Origin of the sequence: Saccharomonospora piscinae (genome assembly GCF_005862235.1) — a bacterium.
Classification (GTDB): domain Bacteria; phylum Actinomycetota; class Actinomycetes; order Mycobacteriales; family Pseudonocardiaceae; genus Saccharomonospora; species Saccharomonospora piscinae.
On sequence record NZ_VCEK01000003.1, the window covers coordinates 968,884 to 990,439 of the forward strand.

General features: G+C 71.4%; 22 protein-coding genes and 1 pseudogene. 9 read left to right on the forward strand and 14 right to left on the reverse strand.

The window, feature by feature from the left end; all coding sequences use genetic code 11:
• Nucleotides 1-13 precede the first annotated feature (13 nt).
• Nucleotides 14-883: a HalD/BesD family halogenase gene (locus tag FFT09_RS15685; protein WP_138383108.1), complete on the reverse strand. Its 870-nt coding sequence runs from the start codon at nucleotides 881-883 to the stop codon at nucleotides 14-16.
• 90 nt (nucleotides 884-973) lie between these two features.
• Nucleotides 974-1,426, reverse strand: coding sequence for a GNAT family N-acetyltransferase (locus FFT09_RS15690; RefSeq protein ID WP_138383109.1), 453 nt, complete (start codon nucleotides 1,424-1,426; stop codon nucleotides 974-976).
• Nucleotides 1,427-1,808: 382 nt separating this feature from the next.
• Between FFT09_RS15690 and FFT09_RS15700 the strand changes: the two genes are divergently transcribed.
• Nucleotides 1,809-2,216 (forward strand): hypothetical protein, encoded by a 408-nt coding sequence (locus FFT09_RS15700; RefSeq protein WP_244231378.1) that lies wholly within the window; start codon nucleotides 1,809-1,811, stop codon nucleotides 2,214-2,216.
• A 78-nt stretch (nucleotides 2,217-2,294) separates the two neighbouring features.
• Here FFT09_RS15700 and FFT09_RS15705 read toward each other — a convergent pair.
• The 3 genes and pseudogenes from FFT09_RS15705 to FFT09_RS15715 all read right to left on the reverse strand — a co-directional run bounded on the left by FFT09_RS15705 (nucleotide 2,295) and on the right by FFT09_RS15715 (nucleotide 4,079).
• Nucleotides 2,295-2,921 (reverse strand): annotated as a pseudogene (locus FFT09_RS15705) (HNH endonuclease family protein).
• 107 nt (nucleotides 2,922-3,028) lie between these two features.
• A complete protein-coding gene (locus tag FFT09_RS15710) occupies nucleotides 3,029-3,397 on the reverse strand; it encodes a DoxX family protein (RefSeq protein ID WP_138383112.1) in 369 nt (122 codons plus the stop codon).
• Nucleotides 3,398-3,521: 124 nt separating this feature from the next.
• Nucleotides 3,522-4,079, reverse strand: a complete 558-nt coding sequence (locus tag FFT09_RS15715) for a TetR/AcrR family transcriptional regulator (RefSeq protein ID WP_138383113.1) — start codon at nucleotides 4,077-4,079, stop codon at nucleotides 3,522-3,524.
• A gap of 77 nt (nucleotides 4,080-4,156) precedes the next feature.
• On the opposite strand from FFT09_RS15715, the gene FFT09_RS15720 reads away from it, so the two are divergent.
• Entirely contained in the window at nucleotides 4,157-5,353 is a 1,197-nt protein-coding gene (locus FFT09_RS15720) for an FAD-dependent monooxygenase (protein ID WP_138383114.1), read from the forward strand.
• Between the two features lie 68 nt (nucleotides 5,354-5,421).
• Here FFT09_RS15720 and FFT09_RS15725 read toward each other — a convergent pair whose 3' ends face one another.
• Both FFT09_RS15725 and FFT09_RS15730 read right to left on the reverse strand, forming a co-directional pair.
• Nucleotides 5,422-6,117, reverse strand: a complete 696-nt coding sequence (locus FFT09_RS15725) for an ABC transporter ATP-binding protein (RefSeq protein ID WP_138383115.1) — start codon at nucleotides 6,115-6,117, stop codon at nucleotides 5,422-5,424.
• The gene (locus tag FFT09_RS15730; protein ID WP_138383116.1) at nucleotides 6,114-7,196 is read right to left on the reverse strand and encodes an ABC transporter permease; all 1,083 of its coding nucleotides are present in this window, start codon (nucleotides 7,194-7,196) and stop codon (nucleotides 6,114-6,116) included. Before FFT09_RS15730 ends, FFT09_RS15725 begins: the two co-directional genes overlap by 4 nt.
• 165 nt (nucleotides 7,197-7,361) lie before the next feature.
• Here FFT09_RS15730 and FFT09_RS15735 point away from each other — a divergent pair, with 165 nt between their 5' ends.
• Nucleotides 7,362-8,570, forward strand: coding sequence for a sensor histidine kinase (locus FFT09_RS15735; protein ID WP_138383117.1), 1,209 nt, complete (start codon nucleotides 7,362-7,364; stop codon nucleotides 8,568-8,570).
• Nucleotides 8,567-9,226: a response regulator gene (locus FFT09_RS15740; RefSeq protein WP_024877723.1), complete on the forward strand. Its 660-nt coding sequence runs from the start codon at nucleotides 8,567-8,569 to the stop codon at nucleotides 9,224-9,226. The genes FFT09_RS15735 and FFT09_RS15740 overlap by 4 nt, the downstream gene beginning before the upstream one ends.
• Nucleotides 9,227-9,232: 6 nt before the next feature.
• On the opposite strand, the gene FFT09_RS15745 is transcribed toward FFT09_RS15740, so the two are convergent.
• The 6 genes from FFT09_RS15745 to FFT09_RS15770 form a co-directional block, all read right to left on the reverse strand.
• Nucleotides 9,233-10,531, reverse strand: coding sequence for an MFS transporter (locus FFT09_RS15745; protein WP_138383118.1), 1,299 nt, complete (start codon nucleotides 10,529-10,531; stop codon nucleotides 9,233-9,235).
• 99 nt (nucleotides 10,532-10,630) lie between these two features.
• On the reverse strand, nucleotides 10,631-11,449 hold the full coding sequence (locus tag FFT09_RS15750; protein ID WP_081191149.1) for an SDR family NAD(P)-dependent oxidoreductase: 819 nt from the start codon (nucleotides 11,447-11,449) through the stop codon (nucleotides 10,631-10,633).
• Entirely contained in the window at nucleotides 11,436-12,335 is a 900-nt protein-coding gene (locus FFT09_RS15755) for a PCC domain-containing protein (protein WP_138383119.1), read from the reverse strand. The genes FFT09_RS15750 and FFT09_RS15755 overlap by 14 nt, the downstream gene beginning before the upstream one ends.
• Nucleotides 12,332-13,939, reverse strand: a complete 1,608-nt coding sequence (locus FFT09_RS15760) for an acyl-CoA synthetase (protein ID WP_138383120.1) — start codon at nucleotides 13,937-13,939, stop codon at nucleotides 12,332-12,334. The genes FFT09_RS15755 and FFT09_RS15760 overlap by 4 nt, the downstream gene beginning before the upstream one ends.
• On the reverse strand, nucleotides 13,936-15,108 hold the full coding sequence (locus FFT09_RS15765; RefSeq protein WP_208544425.1) for a thiolase domain-containing protein: 1,173 nt from the start codon (nucleotides 15,106-15,108) through the stop codon (nucleotides 13,936-13,938). The genes FFT09_RS15760 and FFT09_RS15765 overlap by 4 nt, the downstream gene beginning before the upstream one ends.
• Before the next feature lie 6 nt (nucleotides 15,109-15,114).
• A complete protein-coding gene (locus tag FFT09_RS15770; protein ID WP_138383122.1) occupies nucleotides 15,115-16,008 on the reverse strand; it encodes an IclR family transcriptional regulator in 894 nt (297 codons plus the stop codon).
• Nucleotides 16,009-16,150: 142 nt separating this feature from the next.
• On the opposite strand from FFT09_RS15770, the gene FFT09_RS15775 reads away from it, so the two are divergent.
• From FFT09_RS15775 to FFT09_RS15795, 5 genes are all read left to right on the forward strand, one after another.
• Nucleotides 16,151-17,158, forward strand: a complete 1,008-nt coding sequence (locus FFT09_RS15775; protein WP_138383123.1) for a DctP family TRAP transporter solute-binding subunit — start codon at nucleotides 16,151-16,153, stop codon at nucleotides 17,156-17,158.
• Nucleotides 17,159-17,161: 3 nt separating this feature from the next.
• A complete protein-coding gene (locus FFT09_RS15780; RefSeq protein ID WP_081191144.1) occupies nucleotides 17,162-17,698 on the forward strand; it encodes a TRAP transporter small permease in 537 nt (178 codons plus the stop codon).
• Nucleotides 17,695-19,068: a TRAP transporter large permease gene (locus tag FFT09_RS15785; RefSeq protein ID WP_138383124.1), complete on the forward strand. Its 1,374-nt coding sequence runs from the start codon at nucleotides 17,695-17,697 to the stop codon at nucleotides 19,066-19,068. Before FFT09_RS15780 ends, FFT09_RS15785 begins: the two co-directional genes overlap by 4 nt.
• 11 nt (nucleotides 19,069-19,079) lie before the next feature.
• Entirely contained in the window at nucleotides 19,080-19,844 is a 765-nt protein-coding gene (locus FFT09_RS15790; RefSeq protein WP_138383125.1) for an SDR family NAD(P)-dependent oxidoreductase, read from the forward strand.
• 76 nt (nucleotides 19,845-19,920) lie between these two features.
• Nucleotides 19,921-20,724, forward strand: coding sequence for a PIG-L family deacetylase (locus tag FFT09_RS15795; protein WP_138383126.1), 804 nt, complete (start codon nucleotides 19,921-19,923; stop codon nucleotides 20,722-20,724).
• 33 nt (nucleotides 20,725-20,757) lie between these two features.
• Here the strand turns inward: FFT09_RS15795 and FFT09_RS15800 are convergent, their stop codons facing one another.
• Complete coding sequence (locus FFT09_RS15800; protein ID WP_138383127.1) at nucleotides 20,758-21,534, reverse strand: LLM class flavin-dependent oxidoreductase; 777 nt, start codon at nucleotides 21,532-21,534, stop codon at nucleotides 20,758-20,760.
• Nucleotides 21,535-21,556: the final 22 nt, after the last annotated feature.

The following is a 21,556-nucleotide window of genomic DNA, read 5'->3' on the forward strand; positions in this document are numbered from 1 at the left end:
GCGGAGTGGATGATCAGTCGAGCAGGGTGTCGCCGCGCACGGCCTGGCCCTCGGCGAGCCGGTGCGCGTCGGTGACGCGGCCGAACAGTTGCGCGGTGCGCGACACACTGCCGACCACGCCGGGGCGGGCACTGTAGGCGAAGATCGCCGTGTGGCGGGCGGTGTCACCCGCCACCGGGGTCACGCGGTGCAACGAGAACCGGCCCCGGAACAATTGCAGGTCGCCCACGCGCAACGGCAGTCGCCGGATCAGGTGCTCGCCACCACCGGTGAGCACGGCACGGACGTCGTCGACGTTCTCGGACTCGGCCGACCGGATACCGGGGCAGTACTCGAACACCCCGCCCGACTCGGCCTGCTGCGTCAGCAGCGACACGGCGAACTCGTTGGTGTCGAAGTGCCACGGGTGGTCCATGCCGGGCCGGACCACGTTGAGCACCAGTCCAGCGAGCGGATCGGCCAGCTCGTGGATCTCGGGCAGGCCGCAACACGCCGCGAGGAACCGCTGGAAGTCCGGGTCGGTGTAGAGGCGGTGGACGAGGGCGTCGGCGGGAATGCGGTCCCGCGCCACGAAGGCGTTGCGGCGCTCCAGCGCGATCCGGCCGGGGTGGTCGTCCGGAAGGGGAGTGCCGGGATCGATGTTGTACGCGTTGACGACCTCGACGTCGTAGTGGGCCTCCGGTGCCACGGCGACACCCTCCCGGCGCAGGTCGTCGTGCCGGGAGGGTCGCACGAAGTCGCGCAGCACACTGCACCCGTCGTGCTCCAACTCGGCCCGGACCCGCTCGACTGCGGCCGACCACGCGGCGCTTCCCGGTTCGGTGATCGGGTACCGGCCGGTGTCGACCACCTGCTCGACCAGCCCGGCCACGGATGAGCTCATCAGCGTCCTTCTCCCGCCTCGATGCCGTCGTCACAGCTCAACGAAGTCGCCACCGGTTGGTTACTGCCCGTGTCCGGGAGGCGGTGCGCGTCACAGTTCGAGCCGCCCCAGCACCTGCCCCTCGACGATACGGCCGGTCGGGCGGAAGCCGAGCCGGAGGTAGAACCGTTCCGGACCGTGCTCGCCCGGCACCCAGAACACGGTCGCCGCGTCGGAGCCGCGCCGCCGCGCCTCATCGAGCACCGCCTCGACGGCGAATCGCCCGTAGCCCTTCCCCTGCTGGCCGTCCGCGATGTTGAGCCGCCAGATTCCGCACCGGAAGTACTCGATCGGGCAGTGCGGGTCGAAGCAGCCCATCACGAACCCGACCAGCTCGTCGTCGGCGTAGATGAGCCGCGGCCAGGCGACGTCGGGCTGGGCGTAGGCCTCGGCGAGCGACTGGGCCACCGGCGCCACGTGCTCCTGCTGGTGTGGTGCCACGGTCAGCCTGCAGGCGTCGCGCACGTTGTCGGCCGTCACCTTGGTCAAGCGGAGTGCGGTCATGCCGGGAACCTAGTGATCCACTCCGACAGTCTCGTGCGCCGCGTCCGGCGCGGAGCTCAGCAGGTGCTCAGCATGTTCGCCAGCGCGGTCACCGCGTCGCCGGTGACCGTCAGGCCCATCCACGCTGCGTCTATCCCCTCTTGATATTGACATCTAGAGGGGATAGATTAACCATGGTGGTTAGATCGATGAGATATCGGGACGTGATGCGGGCGCTGCTCGACCACGACTGCATGCACAAGTCAACAAAGGGTAGCCACGAGAAGTGGCTGTGCCCCTGCGGAAGCCACATTGCCATCGTCCCGAACCACAAGGTCGTATCCCCTGGTGTCGTTGGAGATGTGATCAAGAAGTTCGCCTGCCTGCCGAGAGGATGGTTGCAGTGACCACCTACGTCGTTTCTGCCAAGCGCTGGGCACGTGGCTGGGAGCTCCACATCGAGGGCGTCGGCGTTACCCAGGTTCGCTCCCTATCCAGCGCGGAGGCAACCGCCCGTGAGTACATCGCCTTCGCGCTGGATCTCGACGATGAGCATGCCTTCGAGATCGATGTCGTCCCGGAACTCGCCCCCGAGTTGACCAGGGAGATACGTGACGCACGTGAGCGAACCAAGCGTGCGGCGTTGATGCAGCGAGAAGCTGCTGCGCAACAACGTGAACTCGCGAAGAAGTTGCACCGCGATGGGTTGGCCGGCCGCGAGATCGCGGCTCTACTCGAGGTGACACCTCAGCGCGTCAGCCAGATCCTCGGAAAACCCGTCCGGAAGCTTGGAAATCCTCGCGTGTCGTGAGCGTTGACTGCCCGTGAGCGCCAGGTGGCTGCACATGAAGCGTGACTACCGAACAATGCGCCGCGTCCGCCGCGGAGTTCAGCAGGTGCTCAGCATGTTCTCCAGCGTGGTCACCTCGTCGCCGGTGACCGTCAGGTTCCACTCGTACTTCACGTTGACCCACGATCGCGCGTACATGCAGTGGTAGCCGGTGTTGTCCGGTTGCCACTGCTCGGGGCCGTCGTCGCCCTTGGACATGTTGCTGGAGCCGGACACGGCGATGAGCTGCTGGGTGCCGAGGTCGTTGGCGAACGCCTCACGCCTGCTCTCGGTCCAGTCGCGTGCTCCGGTGCGCCACGCCTCGGCAAGGGGGACGACGTGGTCGATGTGGACGTCGGAGGAGTCGGAGACCCACTGGGCGTCGTAGACGCTGTATCAGCTTCCGCTGGTCGGCTGGCAGGAACCGTCCACGGCGACGCCGGAGCCGTCGCGCTTGAGCACGCTCTCCCGCGTGTCGCAGGTGCCCTCGTGTGGCGACCAGTGCGGGAACAGGTCACGGTCGTAGCCGTCCATGGACCCCTCGGCGGCCACGGTGAGCTGGGCGAGGTGATCGCGGGTGACGGACTCACCCGGCGGGCTGGGCGGGTAGGCGGCGGCGGGCTGGGCCAGTGCTGCGGTGAGGACAGCGGCCACACCGACGGTGAACGACACCGCGAGACGACGCACGGGTTGCTCCTTTTCGGCCGGGGCACCGGGCGTCTCGATCATGCGGGCGGCCGGGGCAGGAGCGACACCGACGGGAGTAGGGAATCGGCGCCCGCCCCGGCCCTCGGTTACGCCGGAGCCCAGGCGAAGTGGGCGAGCGCGGCCACCGCGAGGGCGAGGAACAGCCCGGGGAACGCGATGTTGTGCAGGACCCGGGCCCGGATGTGGACGGCGACGGCGCCGACGAAGAACGCCACCAGTCCGGCCGCGGCGGCCAGTCCCAACGGCCTGACTCCCAGCAGGCCGATCACCAGTCCCACCACCCCGGCGCCTTCGAGGAGCGCGAGGTGGGGAATCCATCGCGGCGCGAGCCCGACCTCGGCCGAGTTCTCCAGCACGAACCGGGCCTTGAACAGCTTGGCGGTGACCTCGAACGCGTTGGCCACGACACAGAGGACGGTGGCGACGAGCAGCCCGGTCTCGACCACGGGGTTCATCCGGCGTACTCGCCTTCGCCGCTGCGGCGTACGGTCCACCTGGTCATCGATACCTCCTGCGCGCGGGAACCATGGGTGTTCTCCCTGGTGACGACTCGCGCGCGGAAAAGGTGACCGGTGCGTACTACGCCGGGCGGTCGGCCAGCGGGCCCAGTGCCGAGCACGCGGCGTCGAGCGCGGCGGGGCGCAGCCGCTCGACCGGGGTGTCGGCGAGAAGCACCAGGCAGTCACCGAGCCCGCCGAGCGCGACGATCGCGCGGGCCCGGTCGGCTACCCCGGCATCGGGGCCGACGAGCAGGTCGGTGAGGCGGCGGCGCCACTCGACGATCCGCTCGACGAAACCGAGTTCGGCGAGTGCGCCCAGATCCCGTGCCAGCAGTGCCGTCAGCGCCCGGTGCCGGTGCGAGAGGTCGAAATAGCGGCCGAGCAGGTCGCGAGGAGATGCCGGGCCGGTGGCCTCGTCCTCGGCGATGAGCGCTTCCACATCCTCGGCCAGCGGGCGCAGCAGGCTCGCCACCAAGTCGTCGCGGGAGGTGAAGTGGTAGTAGAGCGCGGGTTTGGTGAGACCCAGCTGCTCCGCGATCTCGCGCAGGCTCGTCTGGCGCACGCCCTGCCGCAGGAACAGTTCCAGTGCCGCGGCCTGGATGCGTTCGCGGGTCTCGGTCGTTCTCGGTCGGGCCACGGTGCTCACCCTAGCGCGGTGACCGACCGGGCAGTAAGCTGGCTTACCTTCCGGTAAGTAAACAAACGAGGTGGATCATGGATGTGTTGATCTCGGGTGCGAGCGTGGCGGGGCCGGTGCTGGCCTACTGGTTGCACCGCCGAGGCTTCCGCCCCGTCGTGGTGGAACGCACGCCCGAACTCCGGGTCGGCCTCGGTGGGCACGCGGTCGATCTGTTCGCTCCCGCCATGACGGTCGCCGACCGGATGGGCCTCGTGCCCGCGTTGCGGGAGTCCGGCACGCGGACCGGCACGCTCGTGCTCGAACGTGACGGACGCCGGGCCACCGAGATCCGGCTCGACACGCTGGTGCCCGCCCTCGGTGCGGACCGGCACGTCGAGGTCATGCGGGGTGACCTGACCACGCTGCTGCACCGCGCCACGCGCGACGACGTCGAGTACGTCTTCGGTGACTCCGTCGCCACCCTCGCCGAGGACACCTCCGGCGTGGACGTGACGTTCGAGAGCGGAACCCGGCGGCGGTTCGCTCTCGTCGTGGGCGCCGACGGCCTGCACTCCCGGATACGCGAACTCGCCTTCGGTCCGGAGCGACGGTTCACCCGTTACCTCGGTGGCTATCTCGCCGTGTTCTCGCTGCCGGACTACCGCGGCCTCGAAGGCAGGACCCTGCTCTACAACGGGGTGAACCGGATGGCCGTTCTGTACCCGGTCCACCGGACCGGTCAGGCGAGGGCGGTGCTGCTGTTCCGCAGGGCGCGGGAGACCGCTGCCCACCATCGCGACCGGGAGGCGCAGCTCCGGCTCGTGCGGGAGGAATACGCCGTGGAGGGCTGGGAGGTGCCCCGGCTGCTGCGCGAGATGTCCGGCGCCGACGACTTCTACCTGGACTCGATCAGCCAGGTGCATTTGCCGTCGTGGTCGAAGGGCCGCGTGACGCTGGTGGGCGACGCGGGTTACTCGCCGGGTCCGGCCGTCGGCGGCGGGACCACGCTGGCCATGGTGGCGGCCTACGTGCTCGCGCACAGCCTGGCGAGTGCGCCTGGTGATCATGCCGCCGCCTTCGCCGACTACGAGGCCCGGATCGGGGACTACGTGCGCCGCTGCCGCGAGGCGGCGCCCCGTGCCCTGCGCAACGGCGTGCCCCGCTCGGCCACGCAGCGCGCGGTGAGCGAGGCGTCGCTGCGGCTGCTGCCCCGGCTGCCGGGGTGGCTGAGCGGCCGACTGCTGTCCCGAGGTGTCAGCGCGGCGTTGTCCGCGTTCACCCTGCCCGACTGAAGAACCAGCCCGGGCGATCGGCGGTGACGCCGTCGCGGCTGAGGAGGCGACGGTTCTGAGAGCTCTGCTCAAGCACGGGCCGACTCGTCGTGGCGGGGTAGGCGCAGGCGCCCGTCATGCAGTTCGGCCACCTGATCGACCGCCGTCAGGTGGGTGCGGTCGTGGGTCACGAGCACGGTCGCGGTCGCCTGTTGGTGGGTCAGCCGGACGATCAGGTCCAGGACGGCTGCGCCGCGTTCGTGGTCGAGTGCGCTGGTCGGTTCGTCCACCACGAGCACGGTCGGGTGGTTCATCAGCGCTCGGGCGACGTTGACGCGCTGGCGTTGCCCGCCGGAGAGCTGGTGGGGCCGCCTGCCCGCGTAGTCGGCGAGGCCGACTGCGTCGAGCAGGTCGAGGGCCTGTCTGCGGGCGGTGCGCGGCCTGCGGCCGTCGAGATGCGCCATCACCTGGAGCTGTTCGGCGGCGGTGAGTGACGGCAGCAGATTGGGCTGCTGGAAGACGATACCCACCGTGGCGCGGCGCAGGTCGGTGAGCTGGCCGCGGCTCAGGCCGGTGAGGTCGGTGCCGTCGACGGTGACGCTGCCCTCGTCGGGTGTGATGAGCGTGGCGGCGACCGCGAGCAGGCTGGACTTGCCCGATCCGGAGGGGCCGACGACGGCGGTGATGCTGCCCGAGGGCACATCGAGACTGACCCGGTCGAGCGCGGTCAGGCGCGCGTCGCCGTCGGGGTAGGTGAGGGTGACGTCGTGCAGGGACAGGCTCATCGTGCGCTCCCCAGTGCGGTCAGCGGGTCGACGGCGGTGATGCGGCGGAGGGACAGGGCCGCCCCGAGTGCCCCGAGCGCGATCATCACGAGTGCGGGGACGAGGACGGTGGCGGGGTCGAGGACGAACGGGACGGTGCCGGCGATGAGCGCTCCGAGCCCGGCCGCGATGGCCGTGCCGAGCAGCGTGCCGCAGGTCAGCAGCACCACCGCCTGTCCCAGCGCGTCCTTGAGCAGGGAACGGGTGGAGGCGCCGAGCGCCTTGAGCACGGCGATGTCGCCGCTGCGCTGGATCGTCCACACGGTGAAGAAGGCGCCGATGACGAGTGCGGAGATCGCGAACAGGAATCCGCGCATCAGCTGCAGCGAGCCGTTTTCGGCGGTGTAGGAACCGATGGCCGACCGTGACTCGTCCAGCGTCACGGTCGTGGTGCCCAGGCTCCGGTCGGCGGCCTCGGTGTCGGCGGCGGAGGTGCCGGAGGTCGTCAGCGCGACGACGGTGGCCCTCGGTCCCTCGCTCGTGCCGGTGGGGGGCGCGGTCGCCTGCCAGAATCCGAGGCTGGTCCAGATGACCGGGGTGTGGCTGAAGGAGACGTCGCCACGCACGGCGGCGACGGTGGCCGGCTTTCCCGCGAGGGTCACCTTCCCTCCCGCCGCGACGCCGAGTTCGTCGGCGGCCGTGATCGACAGCACCACGGTGTCGTGGCCGAGCCGGTGGCTTTCGGGCGCGAGCGGCGAGCCGGGCCGCACCCCGAAGGCGGACACCGCGGCCTTCGTGTCCCCGGCGTCGGCTCGGGTGGTGGTGATGCCCAGCGGTTCGGCCCCGGTCACGCCGGGCACCGTGCTCCACTGCCGCCACTGCGGCTCGGTGACGGTGGAGTTCGAGTACGACAGCTCGCCTGTGGCGCCGAAGGCGATCCGGTCGGCGGGCAGGGAAGTGATCGCGGAGACGTTCTGCCTGCCCAGCCCGGCGGTCAGGCCGGACAACAGCCCGACCAGCAGGGTGATCAGCACGATGACCGTGCCCATCAGGGCGAAGCGCCCCTTGGCGAATCTCAGGTCTCTCCAGGCGACGAACACGTGGGCTGCCTTTCGACTGTGTCGTTCGGTGTCTCCAGCCTCGCCGCCGATCCCACGTGCGGCATCCGTCCCCGGAGGGCTCTTCGCGATCCGAAAGGTGGGTGCGCCGGTTGTGTCTTTCGACAGACGCGGCGCCACGGCGGGGTTCCGTAGGCTGGGGGAACCGTGAACCCCAGCGCCGCTCCCACCAGGGCCCTCACCTGGTGCCTGCACCTGCTCGTTGTCGGGCTGCTCGTCCTGGCAGCCGGGCGGGCCGTGGCCGATAACCGGCCGGACGCCGGTGCGGTCGTGGCCGTGGCCGCAATCTGCGGGCTGGCGTACGCGGTGGGACCGATGCTGCCGCGCGTGGCTCGCTCACGGCGGGCCGCCGCCCTGTGGCTGGCCGTGGTGGGCGTGAGCTGGCTGGTGTTGCTCGCGCTGTCCGCCGAGGCGGTCTGGTTGGCGTTCCCGCTGTACTTCCTCCAGCTCCATCTGCTCTCCCGCCGCGCGGGGCTGGCCTCCGTCGTGCTCACGGCGGCGGCGGCCGTCGGTGGTTTCGCCACCCACCAGAGTTCGTTCACCGCCGCGATGGCGCTCGGGCCCGTGCTCGGCGCCGCCGTGGCGGTCGCGGTCGTGTGGGGTTACCAGGCGCTGTACCGGGAGAGCGAGCAGCGCAGGCGGCTGATCGAGGAACTCACCGCCACCCGCGCCGATCTGGCCTCGGCTCAGCACACGGCCGGGGTGCTCGCCGAACGGGAACGGCTCGCCCGCGAGATCCACGACACGCTCGCGCAGGGCCTGTCGAGCATCCAGTTGCTGTTGCGCGCCGCCGAACGCGCGATGCCCGCGACGTCGGACGACGCGGCGCGCTACGTCGACCAGGCGCGTCAGGCCGCCGTGGACAGTCTCGCCGAGGCCCGGCGTTTCGTCGCCGCGCTCGCGCCGCCGTCGCTGGAGGGCACCACACTGGCGGGCGCGCTGGAACGCCTGTGTGCCACCACCAGCGCCCGCCACCGGATCACCGCTCGATTCCGGCTCGCGGGCGAGGCGGTGCCGCTGCCGACGGCGCAGGAGGTCGCGCTGCTGCGCATCGCCCAGTCCGCGCTCTCCAACACCGTCCGCCACGCGCACGCCACCACGGTCGACGTCACTCTCGGCTACTCCGGCGAGCACGCCACCGTGGACGTCGTCGACGACGGGCACGGGTTCGAGCCCGGCGAGACTCCCGCCCCCGACCCGGAGTCCGGGGGCTTCGGGATCGCGGCCATGCGCGCCCGCGTCGAGGCACTCGGCGGAACCCTCATGCTCGACTCCGCCCCCGGCCGGGGCACCGCGCTCACCGCACGCTTGCCCCGCGCCCATGCCGACGACTCCATGCCCGAGGTGCGCCCGTGACCGGCAGCGAAACCGACAGCGAGACCGGCACCGCCATCCGCCTGCTGGTGGCCGACGACCATCCGGTCGTGCGGGCTGGGCTTCGTGCCGTGCTGGCGACCGAGCCCGGCTTCCTCGTGGTGGCCGAAGCCGCGACCGCCGAAGCCGCCGTGGCGCGCGCCGCCGAGGGCGACATCGACGTCGTGTTGCTGGACCTCCAGTTCGGCACGGGAATGAGCGGGGCCGAGGCCACCGCGGCGATCACCGCCCGGCCCGGAGCCCCTCGGGTGGTGATCGTGACGACCTACGACACCGATGCCGACACCCTGCCCGCCATCGAGGCCGGGGCGACCGGGTACCTCCTCAAGGACGCCCCACCCGAGGACCTGGCGGCGGCGGTGCGGACCGCGGCGGCGGGGCGGAGCGCGCTGGCGCCCGCCGTCGCCGACCGGTTGCTGACCCGGCTGCGCACGCCCGGCATCTCCCTGACCCGGCGCGAGACCGAGGTGCTCGCGCTGGTCGCCGAAGGACTGTCCAACCGGGCCCTCGGCGAGCGCCTTCATCTCACCGAGGGCACCGTGAAGTCGCACCTGGCGCGGATCTACACCAAGCTCGGCGTCGAGTCGCGCACCGCGGCCGTCGCCGCCGCCACCGAACTCGGTCTCATCCGCCGGTAGCCGGGTTCAGTCCTGCGACAGATCGCGCGTGCGCGTCTCCCCCAACGCCAGCACGCAGACCACGCTGAGCAGGCAGAACGCGGCGATGACCGTGGAGAGCACGATGGTGCCTCCGCCCGCCTGCCGCAGTGCGGCGAACAGCAGCGGGGCGAATCCGGCTCCCAGCCCGGCGAGCTGGTAGCCCAGCGAGGCGCCGGTGTAGCGCGAGCGGGTGCTGAACAGCTCGCTCATCAGCGCGGCCAGCGGACCGTAGTACGCCGCGTGGATCACCGACTGCCCCAGCACGACGCACGTCACGAGCCACAGCGTGTCGCCGGTGTCGAGCAGGGGGAACAGCAGGTAGGCGAACGCGGCCATCACCGCGGCCCCGCCGAGTACGACGGGCCTGCGCCCGACCCGGTCGGTCAGCGCCGACCACGCCAGGATTCCGGCCACCGCGCCCGCGGACGACACGGTGAGGGCGTTGAGCACAGTGGACCGGGCGAAACCCGCGCCGACGGCGTAGGAGATGGTGAACGTGGTCAGCGTGCCCTGCGCGACGAACGCACCGAGCCCGGCGCCCACGGCGAGCAGGAGGGTGCGCGGCCGGTGGCGGAGCACGTCGAGCAGTGGGGAGCGGGTGTCCCGGCTGTCCTGCTTCAGCTTCTCGAACGCGGGGGACTCGGTGATGTGCAGGCGGATCCAGAGCCCGACCCCGAGCAACACGGCGCTGAGCAGGAACGGCACCCGCCATCCCCAGGCGAGAAACTGCTCCGGCGTCGTGATCGTGGCCATCAGCGCCATGACCCCGGTGGACAGGACCATCCCGGCGGGCGCTCCCGCGTTGGTGAACGACGCCCACAGCCCGCGCCGCGACGTCGCGTGCTCGGCGGTCATCAGGACGGCACCGCCCCACTCGCCGCCGACCGCGATGCCCTGCAAAATGCGCAGGGTCACCAGCAGCAGCGGGGCCGCGAGGCCGATCTGGTCGTAGGTGGGCAACAGCCCGATGGCGACGCTGACGCCGCCCATCAGCACCATCGTCAGCACGAGCATCTTCTTGCGCCCGACCCGGTCGCCGAAGTGACCGAACACCACACCGCCGAGCGGGCGCGCGACGTAACCGGCGGCGAAGGTGCCGAACGAGGCGATGGTGCCGGTCGCGGGGTCGAGGTCGGAGAAGAACACCACGTTGAACACCAGCGCGGCGGCCGTCGAGTAGAGCAGGAAGTCGTAGTACTCGATGAGGCTGCCGGTGAAGCTGCTGGCGACGATCCTGCCGATGGAACTGTGACCTCGACCGGTGCCGGAGGTGCTCACGGCCATGCCGACTCCTTATATCAGGCTTCCTGCTAATAAGGTGCCTGAAAGTGTCGATGGCCCGGCTCACTCAGTCAAGGGGCTACTCGGGTCACGCCCGCCTGCTCACCCGGCACAGGACATCGACAGCCCGCCGTCCACGGGCAGGCACACCGCGTTGACGTAGGCGGCCTCGGCGGAGGCGAGGAACAGGCTCGCGTTGGCGACGTCCCACGGGGTGCCCATGCGCCCGGTCGGGCTCAGGGCGTGGCGGGCGGCCAGCAACGTGTCGACCGAATCCGCCTGCGAGGCCAGCTGCTGCCGCACGAGCGGGGTGTCGATGAAGCCCGGCGCCACCGCGTTGACCCGGACACCGTCGGCCGCGTGGGTCAGGGCGAGGGAGACCGTCAGCTGGTTCACCGCCGCCTTCGCGGCCATGTAGGCGGGGTAGGGGTAACCGACGTGCCGCAGCCCCGCGAGCGACGAGACGTTGACGATGGCGCCCCGCCCCCGGTCGAGCATCGCGGGCAGCACGTGCCGGCACGCGAGGAACACGCCGTCGACGTTGAGCGCGAACGCGCGACGCCACTGTTCGTAGCTCAGCTCCATGGGGCCGCCGAGCACCGTGACACCGACGTTGTTGTGCAGCACGTCCACGGGCCCGAGCGCGTCGGTGGCGGCACGGACCGCCTCGGCGACCTGCTCGCCGTCGGTGACGTCCGCGGGCAGGGCCACTCCCGTGCCGCCCTCCGACTCGATGGCCGAGACCGTGCGGCGCGCGGCGGCCAGGTCGAGATCGATCACGGCGACCGCCGCACCCTCCCTCGCGTAGGTCAGAGCGGCGGCCTGCCCGTTGGTGACCCCGCCGTGCCCACCGTCGTACTCGCCGCCACCGCCGCCGAACACGACGGCGACCTGACCGGCCAGTCGTTCACCGTGTGGCATGCTCGCCCGCCTCCTCCACGAACAACTCGAAGGTCACCGCCACCGGGTTCTGGCCCGCCAGCAGCACACCGGCGTGGACCCGGCCGGTCAGATCGACCAGCGACCCGGCCAGCGTCACGCGCGGCCGGTCGCCGTCCGCGCCCTCGACGGTGCCGGTGAGCGCGGTGAACTCGGTCGCAGGCCAGTCGGCCTCGGTGATCCGCCCCGGCCCGGTGCGCAGCCTCGCGCCGACCGCGCTGCCGAGGCTCGCGCGCACCACCGCCGACGAGAACCCACCGCGCCGCGCCGCCTCCACCACCGCCTCGTGCAGGTCGACGCCGGGCCGCACACGGGACACGACGGCGCGGGCCGGGCCGTGCTCGCCCGCAACGCGGTGGGGCGTGAACGCGGGCAGAGTGGTCTCCGGGTCGGTCTCGCTCACCAGTGCCGCGCCGGGCAGGGCCCGCAACGTCACCTGGATCGCGACGTCGCCGACGGTCGTCCCGGGCAGCAGGTGCCCGCCACGGAGTGCGCCGTCGCCGTCGAGCCACGCGGCGTGCACGTGGGCGAAGCCACGGCCCTCGCGGGTGCCGACGGTCGCGGAGCCGCCCACCACGAACCCCGGCGCCGTGGGTTCGACGGTGTCGCTGAAGCTCGCGATGCGTGTGCCGTCGGTGGCGATCGCGGGATGCACGTAGCGCAGCGTGCCGAAACAGCCGTGCGCGAGTTCGGCACTGGCGCCCCGGCACCCGGCGGAGCGGGTCAGCTCCCACAGCGCGTCCGCCACGACCGCACCGGGCGGCAGCTCCGCCCGGACCACCGTCACCGGCGTCGGCACCGACACGATGCGCTCGGCGGGGCGCGGCCCGGGATGGTGCAGCGGTACTCCCGCCCGGCGCGCCGTCACGACGGAGCCCCCGCCGCGGTCAGCTGTTGCCGGATGGTGCGCTTGACCACCTTGCCGTAGCCGGACTTGGGAATGGCGTCCCACCACACGAACCGTTTGGGCAGCTTGTACCGCGCCAGCGTGCCGCCGAGCCACGTCCGGAGTTCGTCGTCGTCCGGCCGGTCGCCGTCGGCGGCGACGCACACGGCAACGCCGATCTCACCCCACTTCGGGTCCGGCACGCCCACGACGGCCACCTCGGCCACGGCCGGGTGCCGCAGAAGCCGCTCCTCGATCTCTCGCGGGTACACGTTGGACCCGCCGGAGATGAACATGTCCGATGCCCTGCCGGTGACGTAGAGGTAGCCCTGCTCGTCGACCAGTCCGAGATCACCGGTGCGGAACCAGCCGTCCCGGAAGGAGGCGGCGTTGGCGTCGTCGTTGCGCAGGTAGCCGGGGAACACGGCGGGCCCGGCCACACAGATCTCCCCCTGCTGCCCGGTGGGCAGCTCGCGGCCGTCGTCGTCCTGCACGCTCACCTGCATCCCCGTCCTCGGATAGCCACAGGTGCCGAACTCGACGCCGTCGGGGGAGGGACGGTCGTGCTCCGACGCGGGCAGGACCGTGATGTTGCCCGTGACCTCGCCCAGCCCGTAGTACTGCACGAGGACGTCACCGAGCACGCGCCGTGCCCGCAACTGGTCCTCGCGGTACATGGGCGCGCCCGCGTAGACGACGTGGCGCAGTGAGCTCAGGTCGTGCTGTGCCGCTTCCGGTGCCTGTGTCAGCGTGGTGAGGATGGTGGGCACGGTGAAGGCGTTGGTGACCCGTTCGGTCTCGACCAGCCGCCAGATCTCGGCGGGGTCCAGCCGGGCCGCGGTGGGCAGCACGGTCTTCGCCCCGCGCGCCACCTGGGGCAACAGGTGGATCCCGGCCCCGTGGGACAGTGGAGCGACCACGATCTGGGCGTCGTCCGCCGTCAGCCCGGGCAGCAGATCGCACAGGTGGTTGTTGACGACGAAGCCCAGCTGGTCGTGCGTGAGCACCACCGCCTTCGGCCTGCCGCTCGTGCCCGAGGTGAAGAAGTACCAGGCGTGCTCGCCCTCCCGCACCGGTTCGTCGGGCTCAGGGCCGCGCGCGTCGCGGGGCTCGGCGCCGCGCGCGTCGCGGGGCTCGGCCAACCCGCTCAGGGCGCCCTCGATGGTGGCCTCCGCGCCGATCCACAGCGTGCCGCCACGCAGGGGCACGGCCCCCGCGACGGCGTCGGCGTGCTCGGGGTAGTCGGCGTGGCAGACCAGGGCCGACGGGCTGGTCAGCTCGGCGAGCCCCGCGACCTCCGACGGCGTCAGCCGGAAGTTGGCCGGGGCGAACACGGCCCCGACCCGCCACACGGCGAACATGGTCTCGACGAGCTCGACGTGGTTGGGGGAGTGGACGAGTACCGCGTCCCCGCGACCGATGCCCCTGGCCCGCAGCGCGTCCGCCACGCTGGACACCCTGGAGTCGAGCTCGCGCCAGGTCAGCCGCAGTGAGCCCCGCACCAGCGCGTCCCGGGCGGGGAGTCTGCGGGCCGTCGTGGTGAGCAGGTGTGCCAGGTTGACCGCCCGTCGCCGCGCCGCGCTCACCGGAGCCGCTCCAGCACCGAGAAGTAGTTGGCCACGGCGACCCCACCCATGTTGAACACCCCGGCCAGCTCCGCGCCCGGCACCTGCATGTCGCCCGCCGTCCCGGTCAGTTGCAGGGCGGCCATGATGTGCTGCGAGACACCGGTGGCGCCGACCGGGTGGCCCTTCGACTTGAGCCCGCCGGACGGGTTGACCGGAAGCGATCCGGTCCGCCGGGTCATACCCGAGTCCACCACCGTGGCTCCCTTGCCCGGCTCGGCGAGCCCGAACGCCTCGTACTGCAACAACTCGGCCACGGTGAAGCAGTCGTGGGTCTCCAGCAGGTCCAGATCGGACAGTGCGATTCCCGCCTCCGCCATCGCACGGCTGAACGCCGCCCTCGCCCCGGCGAACTCCAGCACGTCGGACCTGCGGCTCAGCGGCAGGTGGTCGGCTGCCTGGGCGCCGGCACGCCACGTCACCGCGCGCGGTGCCCTCGCCGCGATCTCCGGTGCGGCCACGACCACCGCCGCCGCACCGTCGGAGACGAGTGAGCAGTCGGTGCGGCGCAACGGGTCCGCGACGAGCGGGTTGCGGTCGGACACCGTGTGGCAGAACTCGAACCCGACGTCCCTGCGCAGGTGCGCGTACGGGTTGGCGACGCCGTGGTGATGGTTCTTCGCGGCGATGTGGGCCAGCGTCTCGCGATGGTCGCCGTAGCGGTCGAAGTAGGTGCGCGCCAGCCCGGCGAACACCCCGGCGAAGCTGCCCGCCGACTCCTCCTCCCTGCGGTAGGAACCGGTCAGCAGCGCGTCGTTGAGCAGTGCGGGCTCGGCCGAGGTCATTTTCTCGGCTCCGGCCACGAGCGCGATCCGCCCTCGCCCCGAGCGCACGAAGTCCAGTGCGGCGTAGAGCGCGGCGGAACCCGTGGCGCACGCGTTCTCCACGTGTACGGCTGGGACGTTCGCCAGTTCCGGCCTGCCGGCTCCGACGAGCCCGCCCTCGAACCCCTGGCGTGACAGCCCGCCGTTGAAGACGCCGACGAAGACGCCGTCGACGTCACCGGCCGCCACACCCGCGTGGTCCAGTGCCGCGCCGGTGACTCCGGCGAGCAGCGCCTCGACGTCGGGCTCGGCCGCCCTGCCGAACATGGAGTGCGCCCATCCGATCATGCTGGGGGAGGAAGTCAACAGCGGTCATCCCTTCCGTGGGGACTCGTCGGAACCGGTGAGTGCGGTGTGGACGGCGCCGGCCTCGCGGGTGAGAAGTTCGACCAGTTCCTCACGCCGCTGCCCGCCGAGCCGTTCGGCGATGCTGGCCACGCTGAGCGCGGCCACGGGTCTGCCCGTCCCGTCGCGTACCGCCACGCCGACGGCCCACGACCCGGGGATGAACAGTCCGTCGTTGAGCGCGTATCCCGCCGTGCGGGTGCGGCGGACGAGCTTGCGCACCGTCTCGTCGTCGAAGCGCGGGTACTGCTCGCGGGCGGGGGCGGTGGCCGCGATCGCGGCGTCGACATCCCGGTCGGGCAGCGCGGCCAGGATCGCCAGGCTGCCCGCGCCGATGCCGAGCGGATGCCGGTCGCCGACCGCGAGCGCGAAGTTGCGAATGGGCCCCGGACCTTCCTGCCGCCGCGCGCACACGGCGTAACTGCCGTGCCGGACGGTCAGAAACGCCGTGTCGGACGTGGCGTCGGACAGCCGGATCAGGCTGTCGGTGCTCACCGCGCCCAGCCGGTCGGCTCCCTGGGCCGCGAGTTCGCCCAGCACGGCGGCCTGCAATCCCAGCCGGTAACGGGCGGTGCGCGGGTCCTGTTCCACGTATCCGGCCTGCACGAGCGCGACCAGCACGCGCCGCACGCTGGCCTTCGGTCGCTCACTGACCCGCGTGAGCTCGGACAACGTCACGCCCTCGGGGCGGTCCCTGGCCAGGACACCGACGAGGTTGAGCAGCACCAGCGCCCGGTGAACGCTCTGTGCACCAGAGGGCTCGGCTCCCGGCTCCGCCGAGTGCGCAAGGGTCCATGATGCGGACCTTCGCGCGGCCTGACCACGGTCGTTGAACGCTCTCGGGTCCGCTTCGGGGCTCATGACCACCATAATGCGAGTACGTCGCCCTGCTGGCAATGGTCCACGATGTGAACCGGCATTCCGGCTCAGTGATTGACACGAGTGATCGGCGTCTCTCACCATCGGGGAGCCCGACGAGGGGCCGGAACGAGGAGAACGGACGATGAGGTCGAAGCGTTTCCTGCGCGGTGCCGCCGTGCTCGCCTGTCTCGCGCTCGGTGCGTGCGGGCAGGGCGCCGCCACTCCCGGCGAGCAGGTCTACACCTGGGACATGACGGTCACCACGGGCGAGTCGTCGACGTGGTACCAGGCCGCGCAACGCTTCGCCGACACGCTCGAACGCGAATCGGACGGCCGGATGCGGCTGCGGGTCTTCACCGGCGAGCAGCTGTCCTCGGGAGATCCCGCCGCGGGCGTCGAACAGCTGATGAGCGGTGACAAGGACTTCTCCTACAACTCCACCATCATCTACGCGGGCATCGATCCCCGGTTCGGTGCCATCAACGCGCCGTTTCTGTACCAGAACCACGAGGAAGCCGACCGCGCCATCGACGGGGGAGCGCGCGAGGCGTACGAGGACCTGAGCGCCGAGTTCGGGGTCACGATGCTGGGCTTCGGGGAGAGCGGGTTCCGGCAGGTGACCAACAACGTCCGGCCCATCCGCGAGCCTGCCGACCTCGACGGCATCAAGATCCGCATCCCCGGCATCGGGCTGTTCACCGACGTCTACCGCGACCTCGGCGCCAACCCGACCACCATGAACTTCTCGGAGGTCTTCACCTCACTGCAGCAGGGGACCATCGAGGGGCAGGAGAACCCCATGGACGTGATCTCCTCGGCCGGGCTCGCCGAGGTGCAGGAGTACCTGACGATCTGGAACTACGTCTACGACCCGTTGATCCTCGGGATGAACCAGGAGCTGTTCGAGTCCCTGTCACCGGACGACCGGCGCATCGTGACCAAGGCCGCCGAGGACGCCAACGAGTTCCAGGTCCAGGCCAGCCGCGAACTCGAACAGGCCCAGATCGACGAGCAGTCGGAGCTGATGGACGTCACGCGGCTCACCGACGCTCAGGTGGAACGCTTCCAGCAGGCGGTACGCCCCCTCTACGACGAGTACGAGCGGGTGTGGGGCCCGACCCTCACCGACGCCGTGACCCCGGAGGGCTGACGCATGGCCGCCCTGCCCGCCGACACCGCCAAGCTCGGGCGTCGCCTCGCCCTCGCCGAGAACCTGCTGGCCGCCGTGCCATTCGCCGTGGTGGCCACGGTCGCGTTCGTCAACGTGCTGAGCCGGTACTTCCTCAACGCCTCGCTGGCCTTCACCTCCGAACTCACGGTGAACCTGGCCGTATGGATGGTCATGATGGGTGCGGTCATCGGGCTGCGGGAGGGAGCCCACCTGGGTTTCGGCGCGCTGCACGACAAGGCGAGCGGTGCCGTCCGCGCGGTGATGACCACGGTCATCGCGATCGTGGTGCTCGCGTTCCTGGCCGTCCTGCTGTATTTCGGGCTGGAAATGGCGTGGCAGCAGGCCGAGCGGGGCAGGGCCACACCGTCCATCGGCGTGCCCCAGTGGTTGTTCACGCTCGCCCTGCCGGTGGGCGCACTGCTCGGCGTTCACCGCACGATCCAGGCGGCGCGCGCGGGGTTCCGTGCGCCGGGTGAGTCCCGTCCGGACGCCGCGTCGAGTGAGGAGGCGGGCCGGTGATCGGGCTCGTGTTGTTCGGAACGTTTCTGGTCCTGCTGCTGCTGGGCGTGCCCGTGGCCTTCGCGCTCGGCGGCGCGGCGGTGTGCGCGCTGGTCGCGATGGGCGGGCTCGGTGAGCTCTCGCTGGTGCCGAACGTGTTCGTCGCCTCGGTGTCGTCGGAGACGCTGCTCGCGATCCCGTTCTTCATCCTCGCCGGCGTGATCATGGAATACGCCGGCATCTCCCGGAGGCTGGTCGACTTCGCCCACGCCTGCGTCGGCAGCCGCAAACACGGACTCGCGATCGTGGTGATCGTGGCCGCGTTCTTCTTCTCCGCCATCTCGGGTTCGGGACCCGCGACGGTGGCCGCGATCGGGTCCATTCTCATCCCGGCGCTGATCCGCCACGGCTACGCCGCACGGCACGCGACGTCACTCATGGCCAGCGCGGGGTCGATGGGCATCATCGTGCCGCCCAGCATCGCGTTCATCGTCTTCGCCGTGGTCGTCAGCGACTACGCCGGTGTGTCGATCGTGCGGCTGTTCGTGGCCGGGATCGTGCCCGGAATCCTGCTGGCCGTCGCGCTGGTGCTGGCCTGCCTGTTCGTGACGAGGAAAGCCGTCGCCGACACAGCCGCCGCACCCGCCGGTGGTGGTCCCGGCGCCGCCACCGCACCCGCCCCGGTGGCCGACGGCGGCGGCGAGCCGCCCGGCCCGCCCGCCCCGGCGCGCGGGTTCGCCGCCACGTTCGTCAGGGCGATCCCCGGACTGCTCGTGCCGATCATCATTCTCGGCGGGATCTACGGCGGCGTGGTCACACCCACCGAGTCCGCGGTCGTGGCCGCGACCTACGCGCTGCTCGTCGGCGCGCTGGTCTACCGCGAGATCACGCCGAGGCAGCTCTACCAGATCTTCGTCAGCTCGGCCGCCCAGTCGGCCGTGGTGATGCTGATCGTCGGCGCCGCGTCCGTGTTCGCCTACGTCGTGACGGTGAACCAGATCGCCGCGAGCGTCGCCGACGCGCTGCTCGGGCTGACCGACAGCCGCGTGCTCATCGTGCTGCTCACGATCGTGCTGCTGCTCGTGGTCGGCGCGTTCGTCGACGCGGTCTCGGCGCTGTACCTGTTCATCCCCATCGTCGCGCCCGTGCTGCTGGAGGTCGGCGTGGACGTGACCACGATCGGCGTGATGATGGTGGTCAACCTGGCACTGGGCCTGATCACCCCACCGGTCGGCGTCAACCTGTTCGTGGCGGCGGGAATCGCCCGCGTCCCGCTCGTCGAGGTCGTGCGCGGCATCCGCCCGTTCTTCGTCGCCGGGCTCGCCGTCGTCCTGCTCGTCGCCTACGTTCCCGCGATCTCGAACTGGCTGCCGGACCTGCTCGGCTTCTAGAGGAGGAAAGCATGACCGTCTTCGACCTCACCGGTCGCGCCGCACTGGTCACCGGCGGCGCGCGCGGGATCGGCGCCGCCACCGCGCGGGTGCTCGCACAGCAGGGAGCCGACGTGCTCGTGGTGGATCTGGCGGAGTCCGCCGACGATCTGCCCGCACTGCGGGAGGACTTCCCACGCCAGCGGTTCGCCTACCGCCGCGTCGACGTCAGGGACGAGCCCGCCGTGAACGCCTCCGTTGAGGCCGCCGTCGCCGAGTTCGGCAGGCTCGACGTGCTGGTGAACAACGCGGGCACGGCCAGCAGAGCCGGGCTCGGCACGCTGAGCGCCGACGAGTGGCAGCGTGACCTCGACACGAACCTGCGCGGCATGTTCCTGTACTGCCGGGCCGTGCATCAGCCCATGCGGCGGCAGGGTGGCGGCCGGATCATCAACGTCAGCTCCATCTCCGGCCTCATGGGCGGCCCCCGCTCGGCAGGGGAGGGCGGGGGCCGCTCCGGACCGGCCTACGCGGCGTCGAAGGGCGGTGTCATCGCGCTCACCAAGTGGCTGGCCAAGGAAGTCGGCAGTGACGGCATCACCTGCAACTCGGTCGCGCCGGGCCCGATCGCCACGGCACTCACGAACTCCGTGACCTACGCCCTCGACGACCAGGTGATCCAGCGCATGGGCACCCCCGAGGAGGTGGGCGCGGCGGTGGCCTACCTCGCCTCACCCGGCGCCGCGTACGTCACCGGCCAGGTCCTCAGCGTCTGTGGTGGTGCCGCGATCGGGTGAGGTCGTCGGCCCCTTGCGGGACCGTGGTACCGCTCGCACTCTGGTGTGCCCAGTGGGGTGGGAAAGGTGGTGCCACATGCCGACCGTCGTCTACCACGTGAGCGGGCATCCCGACGACGTGCTGTTGTTCCGGGGCGAGATGTTTTACGGTGATCTACAGTGGAGTGACATCCGCGTGGTCAGCATCGTGACCACCGCGGGGGACGCGGGCCGCGTCGACGACTGGTGGTGGGCCCGCGAGCACGGTCTCGTCGACTCGTGCCGGGTCGCCAGGCACGAGGACTTCACGCCCGTGGCGGTGCCGGTCAACGGCCGCAGCGTCGCCTGCTACCGCGCCGCGAGCTGGCGGTGCTACTTCCTGCGGCTGCCCGACGGCAACGTCGACGGCAACGGGTTCGCCTCGACCGGGTTCCAGAGCCTGTCGAAGCTGCGGGACGGCGCGATCAGCGTCGTGCGCAGCCTGCCCACCCCGGCGCTGCCCGCGCAGCAGTACTCGTCGTGGAACGACGTGGTGCAGACCCTTCGCGCGATCTTCGTCACCGAGCGCCAGGGCGCCACGAACCCGAACCCGTGGCTCAACGCCGCCGACTACGACCGCGCCCGCAACCCCGGGGACCACCCGGACCACTACGCCACCGCCGACGCGCTGCGCTCCTTCCTCGCCCAGGACGGCTTCCACCGCGCGTGGTGGGTCTCCTACGACACCGCCAACCGGCCCGCGAACCTGTCCGGCACGGCGCTGGCGAACAAGCGGACGCTCTACTACGACGGCTACGTCGACCTCGCCACCCGGATCATGGGCCGCAGGCCGCCCGAGAGTGATCCGGAGTGGAGCCGGTGGGGTGCCAAGAGCTACGCGCGAGAGGAACGCGCCGCCTGAGCGGCGGCACCGGCGGCACCGGCGGCACCGTCGTCACGCGGCGTGCAGGTCGGCGGCGAAGGAGTAGTCGTGCCGCCAGTCCTCCCCGGTCGGGGCGAGCACCACCCGCTCGGTTCCGGCGGCGGCGTACTCGGCCAGCCTCCGCGCCGCCCGCGCCACGGAGCCGTCCAGTGCCGGAGCGACCACCGTGGCGCTCGGCACCGGCCTGCCGAGCGCCACGGCACGCTCACGCAGATCGGCGAGACCCGCTGCCACGGCCCCGGGGTCCTGAGCGAGCGCGATCCACCCGTCGCCGAACTCGGCCGCGCGGCGCCGCGCCCGTGGTCCGTCCCCCGCCACCAGGACCGGAGGCATGGCCGAACCCGGTTCCAGCGTCACGTCCTGGCCGTCCTCGATCGTGGCCCGCTGCCCGGTGACCAGTGCGGGCAGCCGGGACAACGCCTGGTCCGTGCGGCGTCCCCGGTCCCCGAACGACATCCCCGCCGCGCGCCACCCCGGGTCGCCGTGCGCGGGGTTGCCGGTGCCGACCCCGAGCGCGAGGCGCCCGCCGGACACGAGCTGGAGGGTGCTGACCTGCTTGGCCGCCACCGCGACCCGGCGCAGCGCGAGCAACATGACGCCGTAGCCGAGGGTGATCCGCTCGGTCACTCCGGCCGCCGCCGCGAGCGCGACGGTGCTGTCCAGGATCGGGCCGCTCGCGATCAGATGGTCGACCGACCACACCGAGTCGAGGCCGGCCTGCTCGGCGAACCGGGCGGCGGCGGGAACGTCGGCCGGGCTGGAAGCGGGAAGGAACACACCGATCTTCATGATCGTTCGTAACCGGCGCGGA

What these genes read in the sequence shown, in the direction of transcription:
- FFT09_RS15725 (WP_138383115.1), bottom strand. Translation starts at nt 6,117, where the DNA reads ATGAGCCTGTCCCTGCACGACGTCACCCTCACCTACCCCGACGGCGAC.
- FFT09_RS15750 (WP_081191149.1), bottom strand. Translation starts at nt 11,449, where the DNA reads ATGCCACACGGTGAACGACTGGCCGGTCAGGTCGCCGTCGTGTTCGGC.
- FFT09_RS15710 (WP_138383112.1), bottom strand. Translation starts at nt 3,397, where the DNA reads ATGAACCCCGTGGTCGAGACCGGGCTGCTCGTCGCCACCGTCCTCTGT.
- FFT09_RS15790 (WP_138383125.1), top strand. Translation starts at nt 19,080, where the DNA reads ATGACCGTCTTCGACCTCACCGGTCGCGCCGCACTGGTCACCGGCGGC.
- FFT09_RS15800 (WP_138383127.1), bottom strand. Translation starts at nt 21,534, where the DNA reads ATGAAGATCGGTGTGTTCCTTCCCGCTTCCAGCCCGGCCGACGTTCCC.
- FFT09_RS15795 (WP_138383126.1), top strand. Translation starts at nt 19,921, where the DNA reads ATGCCGACCGTCGTCTACCACGTGAGCGGGCATCCCGACGACGTGCTG.
- FFT09_RS15690 (WP_138383109.1), bottom strand. Translation starts at nt 1,426, where the DNA reads ATGACCGCACTCCGCTTGACCAAGGTGACGGCCGACAACGTGCGCGAC.
- FFT09_RS15720 (WP_138383114.1), top strand. Translation starts at nt 4,157, where the DNA reads ATGGATGTGTTGATCTCGGGTGCGAGCGTGGCGGGGCCGGTGCTGGCC.
- FFT09_RS15780 (WP_081191144.1), top strand. Translation starts at nt 17,162, where the DNA reads ATGGCCGCCCTGCCCGCCGACACCGCCAAGCTCGGGCGTCGCCTCGCC.
- FFT09_RS15685 (WP_138383108.1), bottom strand. Translation starts at nt 883, where the DNA reads ATGAGCTCATCCGTGGCCGGGCTGGTCGAGCAGGTGGTCGACACCGGC.
- FFT09_RS15745 (WP_138383118.1), bottom strand. Translation starts at nt 10,531, where the DNA reads ATGGCCGTGAGCACCTCCGGCACCGGTCGAGGTCACAGTTCCATCGGC.
- FFT09_RS15775 (WP_138383123.1), top strand. Translation starts at nt 16,151, where the DNA reads ATGAGGTCGAAGCGTTTCCTGCGCGGTGCCGCCGTGCTCGCCTGTCTC.
- FFT09_RS15770 (WP_138383122.1), bottom strand. Translation starts at nt 16,008, where the DNA reads ATGAGCCCCGAAGCGGACCCGAGAGCGTTCAACGACCGTGGTCAGGCC.